12 protein-coding genes are annotated in these 13,126 nt (G+C 31.7%); 10 read left to right on the top strand and 2 right to left on the bottom strand.

Going from position 1 to position 13,126, the window contains the following annotated elements; translation table 11 throughout:
• Window positions 1-64 precede the first annotated feature (64 nt).
• Window positions 65-1,096, top strand: a complete 1,032-nt coding sequence (locus HHU08_RS26010) for a TniQ family protein (protein WP_169189104.1) — start codon at window positions 65-67, stop codon at window positions 1,094-1,096.
• Window positions 1,090-1,947, top strand: a complete 858-nt coding sequence (locus tag HHU08_RS19720) for a hypothetical protein (RefSeq protein ID WP_169189103.1) — start codon at window positions 1,090-1,092, stop codon at window positions 1,945-1,947. The genes HHU08_RS26010 and HHU08_RS19720 overlap by 7 nt, the downstream gene beginning before the upstream one ends.
• 77 nt (window positions 1,948-2,024) lie before the next feature.
• On the opposite strand, the gene HHU08_RS19715 is transcribed toward HHU08_RS19720, so the two are convergent.
• Complete coding sequence (locus HHU08_RS19715; RefSeq protein WP_169189102.1) at window positions 2,025-3,353, bottom strand: hypothetical protein; 1,329 nt, start codon at window positions 3,351-3,353, stop codon at window positions 2,025-2,027.
• 210 nt (window positions 3,354-3,563) lie between these two features.
• On the opposite strand from HHU08_RS19715, the gene HHU08_RS19710 reads away from it, so the two are divergent.
• Window positions 3,564-4,679 carry an IS4 family transposase gene (locus tag HHU08_RS19710; protein WP_100525938.1) on the top strand — a complete coding sequence of 372 codons (1,116 nt, stop codon included), beginning with the start codon at window positions 3,564-3,566 and terminating at the stop codon, window positions 4,677-4,679.
• Window positions 4,680-4,800: 121 nt separating this feature from the next.
• Here the strand turns inward: HHU08_RS19710 and HHU08_RS19705 are convergent, their stop codons facing one another.
• Window positions 4,801-5,247, bottom strand: a complete 447-nt coding sequence (locus tag HHU08_RS19705) for a TniQ family protein (protein WP_169189101.1) — start codon at window positions 5,245-5,247, stop codon at window positions 4,801-4,803.
• Between the two features lie 62 nt (window positions 5,248-5,309).
• On the opposite strand from HHU08_RS19705, the gene HHU08_RS19700 reads away from it, so the two are divergent.
• The 7 genes from HHU08_RS19700 (at window position 5,310) to HHU08_RS19670 (ending at window position 13,117) form a co-directional block, all read left to right on the top strand.
• Entirely contained in the window at window positions 5,310-5,909 is a 600-nt protein-coding gene (locus tag HHU08_RS19700; RefSeq protein WP_169189100.1) for a TnsA endonuclease N-terminal domain-containing protein, read from the top strand.
• Between the two features lie 134 nt (window positions 5,910-6,043).
• Window positions 6,044-7,159, top strand: coding sequence for an IS4 family transposase (locus HHU08_RS19695; protein WP_169187985.1), 1,116 nt, complete (start codon window positions 6,044-6,046; stop codon window positions 7,157-7,159).
• Window positions 7,160-7,368: 209 nt separating this feature from the next.
• The gene (locus tag HHU08_RS19690; protein WP_169189099.1) at window positions 7,369-9,420 is read left to right on the top strand and encodes a Mu transposase C-terminal domain-containing protein; all 2,052 of its coding nucleotides are present in this window, start codon (window positions 7,369-7,371) and stop codon (window positions 9,418-9,420) included.
• Between the two features lie 10 nt (window positions 9,421-9,430).
• Entirely contained in the window at window positions 9,431-10,402 is a 972-nt protein-coding gene (locus tag HHU08_RS19685; RefSeq protein WP_163187423.1) for a TniB family NTP-binding protein, read from the top strand.
• 284 nt (window positions 10,403-10,686) lie between these two features.
• The gene (locus HHU08_RS19680) at window positions 10,687-11,145 is read left to right on the top strand and encodes a MarR family winged helix-turn-helix transcriptional regulator (protein WP_047943233.1); all 459 of its coding nucleotides are present in this window, start codon (window positions 10,687-10,689) and stop codon (window positions 11,143-11,145) included.
• Window positions 11,146-11,214: 69 nt separating this feature from the next.
• The gene (locus tag HHU08_RS19675) at window positions 11,215-11,742 is read left to right on the top strand and encodes an arsinothricin resistance N-acetyltransferase ArsN1 family A (RefSeq protein ID WP_169189098.1); all 528 of its coding nucleotides are present in this window, start codon (window positions 11,215-11,217) and stop codon (window positions 11,740-11,742) included.
• 1 nt (window position 11,743) lies between these two features.
• Window positions 11,744-13,117, top strand: coding sequence for an NAD(P)-binding domain-containing protein (locus HHU08_RS19670; protein WP_163187425.1), 1,374 nt, complete (start codon window positions 11,744-11,746; stop codon window positions 13,115-13,117).
• The last annotated feature ends 9 nt before the right edge of the window (window positions 13,118-13,126 follow it).

Genomic DNA, 13,126 nt, shown 5'->3' with positions numbered 1-13,126 from the left:
CATCTCTTAATATCAAGCCGATGATTCCTTAACGTAGGAAAAATCGGCTTTTTTAGATGGAAATTTGCTTAGCGTACAAAATTTCCGAAATGTTGGCTGTACCCCTAGTTATATTAATAGATTATCAATTGAAAATATGTATGAAACAAATACATGGATATTAAACGATTCTGATTTTAATCACTATATTGGTCCTCGCAATCTGCTACCATGGAAATTTGATTTTTCATCTTTAATGAATTTAACTGGCTTGTCACTTAATGAATTATTAATAACTACATTTTATAACGAGTTTGACTATGAAAAAGGAAAATTTAAGCATTTTAATTTTTCTTTGTATCAAGACAGTTTGATGAATGCTCATGCTAAGGTATGTCCTAGATGCCTTGAAACTGTTGGTATTCATCATAAATTATGGGATATAAGAATTTTTTTAGTATGTCCAATACATAATTGTTTCCTTGTTTCTTCATGTAGTAGCTGTGGAAAACCAATTAAACAATATAGAAAGAAGTTTTATTATTGTAAATGTAATAAGGACTTAAGGACCTTAAAAGTTAAAAATGCTGACGAAAGCAATTCCTTCGTGTCGAGAATCATCTATTATAAATTTAACTCTGATACCAGAAATTTTAAAGAAAGTAATCTAAATTTGTTAACTAAACTTGATCTAAAATATATCTTATTGATTTATCACTTTTTTATAAGATTGTACTATAGAGATAAGAGTAGAGTAGGGAGTATTTCAATTCCATTTGAATATGAAGATAGAGAATTTACTACCTTAATTATGAACATTACAAAAAGATTCGAAAATTGGCCTGTTAATTATTCTGATTTTTTGGAATTGTACATAAATTTTAAGAAGTGTAAGCCTAAATATGATAGAGGCAGTTATATTAATAACTTTGGCTACTTTTTTATTGATTTATATAATAAGTATAATCATCCTCAAATGGACTTCTTAAGAAATGAATTTGAAAATTATATATTTAAAAACTGGGATAGTTCATTAATTTCAAATAGTAGGAGTTTTAACAAGGATATTTATAGTGCTTATTATCTTTCATTATCACACAAGTCGCTAACATGTTAAAATGCAAACACGTTACTGTAAAAAAACTTATAGCTAATGGATTTCTTAAAGCGAGTATTACCAAGGAGAGAGAAGAATTTTTATTAATATCGAGAGAAAGTGTTAATAGATATCTTTCAAATAAAAGATTCTTGGTTAATAGAAAAGTAACAAGTAGTATTTTAAACATATCACTTAACGGTGTGATTTCTTTAGAAAAGACTCTTTTGGAAGTAAAAAGTTCTCCAATCATTAATGGTACTAATGAAGTATTATATGACCGGCGGAAGATTGACCAAATCTTCCGAATTATAGAGAAAAGGTATGAAAGATATTGTTTACAAAGTAATCAAATTTCTTGTAATGAAGAAGAGCTAACAGATATTACAAAGAGTATTAAATATTCAGTAGGCACCAATTTATCCGATATGATTACACTTATAGTCAAGGGGAAAATACGTGTGGTTGATAAAAGAGTGAAAGATACAGGCTTAAAACGATATCTTATTAGAAAAAATGAAGTATGGGAAGAGTCACTAAAAAATAAGTTAGAAACAGGAAAAGGGGTATTATCTCGACTGGAACTAGTTAAATACCTAGGGATAAAAAATAGTCAAATTAGTTTGTTAATCAAATATGGGCTATTAAAACCAACCGAACTAATGGAAAAGCCATATTTTTCAGTAAATGAAGCAAAAAAATACAAAAATAATTATATTAATTTATCTCAGCTTAGTGATCTTGTTTCCCAAGACATTGACTTACTGTTAAACACATTAACTAGTAAAGACATTAGCCCTGTATTAAATCATTTCCAGAATAAATTTAAAATATATAGTAAAAGTGATGTAAAGCTAATTATAGAAGAATAAATATAAAATCTCAGCTTTTTTGAATAATTAATAAAATTCAGTAGGATTCAGTCATTAGAAAGCTATTTTAATCTTTATTAGATTATGTTAATTACGCTTTTTAAGAATAATAAGCGTTTACCATCGTTTAATTCAGGTCCTGAAACAGCAATCAATTTCCCCTTATTATATTTTTTTAATATTCTTTTTGTACTAATAGATTTAATCATGGAAATTTGAAAGGTTGTAAAGTACTTGGATTCAAATTTAGTAAAGGAATCGTTTGTAATAGCCCCTGAGCTATTAGTTTTAAGTCTATTTGTACAAATCCAATATTCAATATCCTTTTTCTTAACACCAAACAAGAAGGCAACATCTTTTTGCGATAAAACTCCACTTTGTTTAGCCAGTTTAACAACAATATTTCGAACTATTTTAAAAAGTACTCTTTTTGAAACCAAAGAATTACCCAAAACTTTTTTATCTAATTCGAATGGTAAGCACCCTGCCAACATTGCTTTAATTACAACAAAAGAGTAATGTACACCAACCCACTGAAAGGCTTTATTTAAAATAATTTTTGGTCCAATTATTAGAGTGGTTCTCTGTTGTAACCTTAAAGTGATTTCTTCTAATTTGCCAATAGGGATTTGCCATTGCATTACAGAACCAGTTTGTATGTTAATAGCTGGCCATAATACATTATTGGAAAGTATGTTAAAAGTAACTTTTGGGCTTGTCCGCCAAGTATTCCGTAAGTGTTCTTTTGAAATCGATTCTTTGTAAAGGGACAACCATTTTTCGATTTCCATTTTTTTCACAAAGAAAAATTCCATTTCCTTGAAGTTACACATAAACAGCTGAAAAAAATCACTTCTTTTAATTGTATCTTCTTTTAATTTAGTAATTTCACATGCCTTTTTTATACTAATAAATTGATTTGGATAACTATTTGGTAATTGATTCTTAAGTATATAGTTCATAAACTCAGTGTGCAATGGTTCCAAATTAGTGCCAATTAACTTATTAACAGCATTACAAAATAGACGAAAACTATTAAGGTTGTTTTTATTTTTCATCAATCTAATGAATGTATAAAATTGCTTTGGCCAATCCCTCAATAATATGTAAGCGTGTATGTATAAAGGACAAGATTGAATAAGTGTTTTTGATTTTTTTAAACGGCTATTAACAACTGCGTTTCCGCTATATTTAAAACCATCTAATGTTATAATCTCATCAATATTGATTGTTTGTGGTATCCAAGTTGCTAAAAACTCTAATGCATAATAGAATGTCGAAGAATTTGAAATCCAATCATTAATATTAACAGTTTTATCATGGGAGAAAAATTTATCAACCTCTTGTTGATAATTAAATAGAAGAGATAATGTAACATTTTTGGGTTTAGCTGAAGATAAAGGCATCCCACAAACACATTTATCGGAAATAACGGTCTTAATATTTATATCTCTAGAACAATACATACATTTATCAACACTAGTGTTGCGTTAATTTAATTTAACTATTAAAAATACTTGAAATGTTCAATTTTATCATTTTATGCAAAGAAAAAGTCCTTTATAATGGATAAGTTAGGTGGTAACCCGTCCAAATCCACTAAAAAGGACTATCGCATGGACAAGATTACACGAAAAACTTCATTTGGACAATGGTTTTCACCAATAAATCTTCAATTATTTGAAGAAAACGTGAAAACGTTGAAATTAGATTTCTATACGAAAAAACTAACGACAGAGTCATTTCTAAAATTATTACTTTTTGCGCAGCTAGAAGAAGTCGAAAGTCTGCATGCGCTGAGCGATTGTCTTTTCGATGATCAACTGCAAAAGGGCATTGATCTTGATTCTATCAGTATTTCCCAACTCTCACGCCGTTTAAATGGCATGAATCCAGACTTATTCCAAAAGCTTTTCCTTGATTTAGTTTCACAAATTCATGCCAAAACGCACAACACGAAACTTGTGATGCCATTAAAAATCATTGATTCAAGCACATTGCCTCTCAATTTGACTAATCATAAATGGGCAAAATTCCGCAAAACAAAAGCGGGTGTTAAATTGCACTTACGCCTTGTGTTTATGGAAAAAGGTATATCCTATCCCGAAAAGGCCATTATGACAACGGCCAAAGAACATGACCGCGGTCAGCTTGAAGTAATGGTTGATGACAAGGAATGTATGTATGTGTTTGACCGTGGTTACTTAGACTACGAACGCTTTGATCGGATGACAGATGACGGCTACTTTTTCCTTTCTAGGCTGCGAAAAAACGCAGTCATACGGGAGGTTTACGATTTTAAACTACCCGAGAATACATCTGTTTTGTCGGATCAAATGGTGTTGATTGGTACGACGCAAAACCGTGCCGAAAATTACTTTCGTCTTCTAAAAGTGATTGATTCAAAAGGAAATGAGCTTCATTTAATCACAAATCGTTTTGATTTAAGTGCTGAAGAAATCTCAAAGATGTATAAATCACGCTGGGCGATTGAGTTATTTTTCAAATGGATTAAACAACATCTCCATATCAAAAAGTTTTACGGCCAAAGCGAATGGGCAATTCAGAATCAAGTGTTTATCGCACTTATTGTTTTTTGCCTGCATGTTCTCGCACAAATCGAGACAAAAAGTAAACGAAAAACCCTACAAATTAGCCGATATTTACGGGCAGCTTTGTGGAAACCAGCACATATTTGGCTTCGAAAGATTGAAGGAAAAACCATTCCTTAATAAACAAATTGTCGTCGTCTCTTAAGTCTAATTGTAAAAAATTTCCAAATGGATGGATCCACCTTTAGTTGGGTATTTACTTTTTTGGCTCTTAACAGGGGACATATTTAAACTGAATATTCTAACAACATTTATGCAACACTAGTGATTTATCAATTAGAAATAATTTGTGCTTTCTACATATAAAACTATATGTAAAACTCCAGTCTAAACGGTGAATCGGTTCCTCTTTTAAACATACTGGACAAACCTTTGTTGTTTGGTATGAAAACCAAGGGCACTTAATAGTGTTCTTGGTATAATCTACTCTTAAACCGTGAAATTCTAATAGATAAGTAAAAGTCATACTGTTTGCAAGCTGATATTCGATGCGTAAAAAGTTTGAAGTATCTTTAATATGGTTTTGTTCGCCCCAATTCATTAAATTAACATTAGGCTGATAACCTGTAAATACGGAAAAGTGATCATTAATCCATTTTATGTTATCCATTAAGTTTTCTTTTGCCGTCCTATAAAAGAATCCAGTAAGGCTTTCGTTGTTCTTAGGCTTTAAATAAAAAAGTAACATGATGTTCTTCACCTCAAATATAATAATCTCCAAAAAAATACTCTGGTAAACTAGGTGATAATATGGAACAAGTTAGAAAAATAAAACCATCCAAAAAAGGCAGCTTTAGAGGCTTTATAAATAGCAAAAAGTCTAATGAAATGGTTGCTTGGGAGAGTCTGTTAGAGAAGGACTTCATTAAGGTTTTAGATTTTGATCCTTCAATCATAAAAATTCAATCTCAACCAATAAAAATAGAATACAGATATAAAGGGAAGATATACAAATATTTTCCTGATTTTTTAGTGGAAACTAAGGATAAACAGTATATTATTTTTGAAGTTAAGCCAGAGGATAAGATTAAAGAAGAAGATAATAAAGTTAAATTTGAAGTAGGGAAAATATATTGTGAAAAAAAAGGATGGAAATTCAAAATAGTTACAGAAAAAGATATAAGACAAGGATATCTAATACAAAACCTCGATAAGATTAGAGGAGTCGACGAAAGGTTAACTAAAGAAAGTACAAAAATAAAAATTTATAATTTTATACAAAAAAATGGAAAAAGTAAGATGGAAGATATCATAAAGTTTGATGATAGTATACCTAGTCCAGAAATTTATTCGAATTTATACTATATGATTTATAATCAGCAATTAAATATTGATCTCATAAATCACTAGTGTTGCATTAATTTAAATTCACTATTAAAAATACTCAAAATGTTCAATATTATTATTTTGCGCAAAGAAAAAGTCCTTTATAATGGATTAGTCAGGTGGTAACCCGTCCAAATCCACTAAAAAAGGACCATCACATGGACAAGATTACACGAAAAACTTCATTTGGACAATGGTTTTCACCTATAAATCTTCAATTATTTGAAGAAAACGTGAAAACGATGAAATTAGATTACTATACGAAAAAATTAACGACAGAGTCATTTCTAAAATTACTACTTTTTGCGCAGCTACAAGAAATTGAAAGTCTGCATGCGCTGGGTGATTGTCTTTTCGATGACCAGCTTCAAAAAGGGATAGACCTTGATTCTATTAGTATTTCTCAGTTGTCACGGCGGTTAAACGGCATAAACCCTGATCTATTTCAAAGGCTTTTCCTTGATTTAGTGTCACAAATTCATGCCAAAACGCATTACACGAAACTCGTGATGCCGTTAAAAATCATTGATTCAAGCACATTGCCACTTAATTTGACCAATCATAAATGGGCTAAATTCCGCAAAACAAAAGCAGGTGTAAAGTTACATTTGCGCCTTGTGTTTATGGAAAAGGGTATATCCTATCCTGAAAAGGCCGTTATGACAACGGCAAAAGAACATGACCGTGGTCAGCTTGAAATCATGGTGGATGACAAGGAATGCATGTATGTGTTTGACCGTGGTTATCTAGACTACGAGCGCTTTGATCGCATGACTGATGATGGCTACTTCTTTCTTTCACGGCTACGCAAAAATGCAGTCATACGGAACGTTTACGATTTTAAGCTACCCAAGGATACAGCTGTTTTATCAGACCAAATGGTGTTGATAGGTACGACTCAAAACCGTGCTGAAAATTACTTTCGGCTTCTAAAAGTGATGGACTCAAAAGGAAATGAACTTCATTTAATTACAAATCGTTTTGATTTAAGCGCCGAAGAAATTTCAGAAATGTATAAATCACGGTGGGCAATTGAGCTGTTTTTTAAATGGATCAAACAACATCTCAGCATCAAAAAGTTCTACGGTCAAAGCGAATGGGCGATTCAAAATCAAGTATTTATCGCACTAATTGTTTTTTGCCTACATGTTCTCGTGCAAATCGAGACCAGAAGCAAGCGAAAAACCTTACAGATTAGCCGTTATCTAAGGGCTGCATTGTGGAAACCAGCGAATGTTTGGCTTCGAAAGATTGAAGGAAAAGCCATCCCTTAAATATGCAAATTGTCGTCGTTGCAAAAGTCTAATTGTAAATAAATTTCCAAATGGATGGGGCCACCTTTGATTGGGTATTTACTTTTTTGCCTCTAAACAGGGAAGGTGAGTAAACTGAAAATTATGACACTATTTATGCAACACTAGTGCTCATAAATGAATTACTCAATGATGAAACTTTTATAGATATTGTGAGGGGATAGTTACTAATGAGTATGTTTGCATTTTTAGCAGGAACAAAGTTAATGATAGATGAAGATAGATATATAGTTAGAAGAGAAATAAATGGAGCAATCGAACTAGAGAATTTAAATTACAATAAAATCGAGATTTGGGATAAAGAACACTTATTAGAAAAGTGGAATAAAGAAGAATTAGTATTCAGAAACAACGATTGGCGCAGCAATGAATTTGAAATTAGGGACTTTTCATTGCTAGATATAGATTCAGTTAACGAGGCTAAAAGAAGGTATAAAATTATAAAACCAGTGATAGACGGAGAGATACTACCTGCAGAAATTAAGAGTTATTTAGATACGATAGAACCAAAAGTTAGTAAAACAACCTTTTATGAATGGAAGAGTAGATGGGAAAAATATGAAGATATTCGAACTCTTGTAAAAAAGAAGCCTGGTCCCAAAAATCATTATACAAAGGGAGAGATAGTCGAACTAATAGAAGAACTGGTAAATGAATTCCAATATAGTGGTGAAAAGTTTACAGATGAACATCTTTTTTCTGAATTTTCATTAAGAATCGAAGAAATTAACAGATTTAGAGATGATAAAAATAAAATTAAAATAGTATCTCGTTCTACATTTTATAGAAGGAAGAAAACTATAGAAGACAAATTTAGAAAAGAAGAGATTAGGCTTGGTAAAGTTGAAACTGAATTGAGGAAGAAAGGTTCTAGAAAAGAAGTTGTAATTACTAAACCCTTGGAAAGAGTGGAAATTGATTGGACACCTGTCGATGTCTTATTAATTAATCCATCGACACTAAAGCCAGAACGTCCTTGGCTAGTCTATGCAATAGATAAAGCTACCGGTCATCCACTAGGATTTTATGTAACATTTAAGGATGTAAATGCATCTGCGGTGAAACAATGTCTATTACATTCTATTATGCCAAAAACGTACCTGAAAAAATTATATCCCTTAATAGAAAATGATTGGGTAGCATATGGAAAACCCTCTGAGGTAGTATTTGATAATTCAATAATAAATGAATCGTATGATGTTAAGGATACTTGCCAACAGTTAAATATAAATGTTCACTTTTGTAAAGTTGGTGCTGGTTATCAAAAGGGAACTATCGAGAGAGGATTTAGAACACTTAACACTACATGGATTCATACATTAAAAGGAACGACTTTTTCAAATGTTTATGAGAAAGGATTATATGATTCTGTAGGAGAAGCTTGTATAACAATGCAGACGTTTATTTATATGGCTCATCTGGTGATGGTAGATGTAATTGCGAATTCTTATGATAAGAGACGAGGAGGAAAGCCAAAGGATCTATGGCTTAAAGGATTAGTGAATAATCCTTTGCTACAATTACCTATACCACAAAGCAAAAAAGAGCTTAAATTAATTTTTATGAGTGGAATAGATTATAGAAAGATACAAAATAAAGGCGTTGTTATAGAAAACGAATACTATAATAGTAAAGATTTAATGGAACTTAGAGCTAACTTAATTAACGAGGTAAAACACGAAAAGAAAATTGGGTCTGTTAAAGTTCGATATGACTTAGCGGATATGAGATCTGTTTATGTTTATGATAAATTTAAAACATCTCTTGAAAGAAAGGAAATTCCCACGAATTTACCTGTTTATTTGTCTCAGTTAGAACTAGACTCTTCGGTAAGAACACTTGGCGCTAACAAAGATGATGTAACTAATTTAGCAAAAACCATAAGAAAAGTAAAAGAGCTCACAAATTGTGATAAAAAGAAATATAACAAACAAAAACGCAACTTGGAACAGTTGAATAAACGAGATTTGCCTAAGAGTTATAATTATGAAGGTATTTCTTCAATGGGATTAGCGGAACTACAAATTGAAAGTCCTATTGAAGCTGATACAATAGTTGTTCATTATGATGAACAGAAAGAAAGGGAAAATAAACAGAAAAAATATGCAACTAAAAGTAAAAAAGAGCAATTACAAGATGAAGAAACAATGATTGGGAAAAGTAATAGTGATTATATTGATTTAGACTCATTACCAGATTATGGAGTGAGTTTCAAAAAATGAGGTCATAACGATGAATGAATTATTTAAGCCACTAAAAGGTAAAATTCCTGATGTCAAAGAAATAAAAAAAAGGAAAGAGCACGTTAAAAGTATCATTATTCAATATCCGCGTTATAAAAAAATATTAGATAAAATAGAAGAACACCATCAGTTATCCTTTGGTTCTGTTCAGCCTGATGGTTTATTTATATATGGTGAAACTGGTCTTGGGAAATCTACTCTACTCAAAGAGTATGAAAGTAAATATCCGAGAAAAATTATTGATGGTTTTACAAAAATTCCGATTTTATATTTAACAGTTCCTGTAGGAGCAACACCAAAGTCAGTGGCTTCTAAAATATTGTTGAATATGGGAGATCCAAACTATGATCGTGGTACAGAGAATAATATGACTGTCAGAATATTATCTTTTGTTGAAAAGTGTGAAGTTGAAATGATTATAGTAGATGAGTTTCAACATTTAATTGATAGCGAAAGTAAAAATGTATTAAACAAAGCATCTAATTGGGTGAAAAATTTATCTAATGAAGTTAGAATACCAATATTAGTATGCGGAATGCCTGAATCAAATAAAGTCTTTGTTTATAATGAACAATTAGACCGCCGCTTTTGTGAAAAGCAAAGTTTACAGCCTTTTTCCTACCAATCGAAAGAAGAGGAAATAGAATTTAGAGCGTTTTTAAATGGATTAGATAAGCAACTGCCCTTTCCTGAGCAAGCTTTCTTAGCTGATCCAGTATTAGCAAAGAAGATTTTTTATGCAACTAAAGGAAATCCATTTTATATAAAAAAACTAATAGAAGAATCAACCGTACAGGCTTTAAAAAGTGGGAGTGATTTAATTTCTGAGGATGACTTGTATATTTCATTTAAATCCATTTCATTATCAACAAGACCCTTTGTTATCAATCCATTTAATGATGAGAAATTTAATTTGATTGATGCATTTGAGAAAGAGAAAAGGATGAAAAAATACATATAATAACGCGTAATAAGAAGGTGAAAAATAAATGAACTCGTTTTTACTAATATTAACGCTTTTATAATTGATAAACGTCTAGAACCTTGTTTCATAAGGGATTAGACGTTTTTTATGAGATTTAAGGTTAATAGTAATTAACGCTTAATTTAAAAGTTAACACTCATTTTATTTTAGTGGAGGAGTCTCTTGTGTAACTAAAGGGGGAGTTGAATAAGGTATAAGTTCAAAATATTATTTGACATTATCAATTAATGATGATAACATCTAATTAGAGGCGATAATATATGAAAACACAGGATAAAATTCAAATACGTGAATTGCTCCAGCAATTGGTAAGGGACTTTGGTCTTCTTCAGAAAGACGGATCTGATTGTTGTGGAATTACAGTATCACAAAGTCACATTGTTTATGAGTTAAGTAAGAGCCCAAATATATCTCTACAGACATTGGCAGAAAAGTTAATGATGGATACAGGGCTTTTAAGTAGACAGGTAAATAAACTGGTTGAACTTAACTTTATTTTAAGAGTTCCAGATCCTAATGATAGAAGGTATGTCCTTTTGTCACTTACGGATGAAGGGGAATTGAAGGCAGAGGAAATTTCCAATCAAATGTTAGAGTATCTAGGTAATATTTTTCAACATATTCAGGAAGATAAACATCAACAGGTAATGGAAAGTCTAAGTTTGCTTCTATATGCAATGAATAAAAACAATGGGCTAGGTAGTTGTGCCACCAAATAAGGTGGCTTTCATTAAATATTATAATTGATAAAGTCAATTAATGTGAAAGTCAATTAAGGAGTTGGAAAAATGATTAGAAAAGTAGAGGAAAGGGATTTATTGGCTATATTAGAGATTTATAATCAAGGAATTGAAGATGGAATAGCCACCTTTGAAGAAGAACTTAAAGACGAAAACTATATTTACAAGTGGTTTAATCTCCATAATGGAAGATATTGTGCTTTCGTAGCAACAAACGAACAAGGAGAAATAACTGGTTGGGCTTCCATAAATGCTTATAATACAAGAGCTGTTTACCAGGGTGTAGGAGAACTATCCATATATATACATAGGGGATTTAGGGGGAAAGGAATAGGTCAACAATTATTACGGGTCTTAGAAGAAGAAGCAAAATCACATGGTTTTTACAAGTTAGTGCTCTTTACATTCCCTATCAATGCTTTAGGTCAAGGTCTTTATCGAAAGCAGAATTATAGGAAAGTTGGATTACTTAAAAATCAAGGAAAATTAAGAGGGGAATTTGTAGATGTAATGATTATGGAAAAATTGCTTTTTGATCAAGATTATTATTTGTTAAAAACAAAGGAGAGTAAATAATATGTCAGAATTCAATATCCTATCAACTTGCTGTAAGCCTTCTAGTGCGATTGAAGAAAATGATTATATTGAAAAAGAATTACCTATAGCTATTATCGGTGCGGGTCCTGTAGGTTTAGCTGCTGCAGCTCATTTCATTCAATATAAGCAAAAAGTGATTATTCTAGAAGCTGGAACTGAAGTTGGAGCAAACATCCTTACTTGGAAGCATATAAAACTATTCTCACAATGGAAATACAACATCGATAAAGCAGCATCTACTTTATTAGAGAGATATGGATGGGAACAACCGAATCTTGAGGAAATACCTACTGGTAAAGAACTTGTGGAAAATTATTTAATCCCTTTATCAAAGATTCCAGAATTACAAGAAGTAATAGCTTTAAATACAAAAGTCATTTCTATAGCCAAAAAAAATACCGATAAAATGAAGACAGCTAACAGAGAGAATGTCCCATTTGTTATTTATACAGAGTATAAAGGGACTATTCAAGTTCTTGAGGCAAGAGCTGTCATTGATGCTACTGGTACATGGGGAAATCCTAATCCAGCTAACTCCAATGGAGTTTGGTTAGAATCAGAAAAATCCCTGAAGGACAACATTTTTTATGGGTTACCTGATATCTTGGGAGAAAGTATAAAACGCTACAAAAATAAGAAAGTAGCAGTTATAGGAAGCGGTCACTCTGCCATTAATGCTTTATTAGAATTAGGGATTTTAAAGGAAAAGAACCCTAAAACAGAAATTATATGGATTATCCGCAAAGAACGGGTAGAGGATGCATATGGTGGAGAGGAAAAGGATGCCTTAGAAGCAAGAGGATTATTAGGCAGCAGGATTCATGGATTGGTGGATAAAGGGATCGTTCAAGTACACACTTCCTTTAGAGTAGATCAGTTGATAAAAAGGAATAATACCTCAACGCTAAATATTATAGGAGAAGTGAACGGTGTAAAGCTGGAAATTGAATCGATTGATGAAGTTATTGTCAATACAGGAAATCGACCTAGTTACTCTTTTTTAAATGAATTACGTACAAAAGTTGATTTTGCTACTGAAAGTGTAGAGGCAATTTCTCCTTTAATTGATCCTAATTTGCATAGCTGTGGAACAGTTCGTCCACATGGTGAAAAAGAATTGAGGCAGCCTGAGAAGAATCTATATATTGTTGGATCTAAAAGCTATGGTCGAGCTCCAACCTTCTTAATGGCTACAGGATATGAACAGGTACGTTCAATAGCAGCATTTATGGCAGGAGATATAGAATCTTCTGAAAAAGTGGAACTAGATTTACCTGAGACAGGGGTTTGTAGCGTGAGTTTCTCTAATATTACAACTAATAATAGTTGTGAGACGAATTCGTGTTGCTCCTAATAATTAAGA

Origin of the sequence: Niallia alba (assembly GCF_012933555.1) — a bacterium.
GTDB classification, from domain to species: domain Bacteria; phylum Bacillota; class Bacilli; order Bacillales; family Cytobacillaceae; genus Niallia; species Niallia alba.
This window is presented reverse-complemented; position numbering and strand designations above follow the sequence as displayed.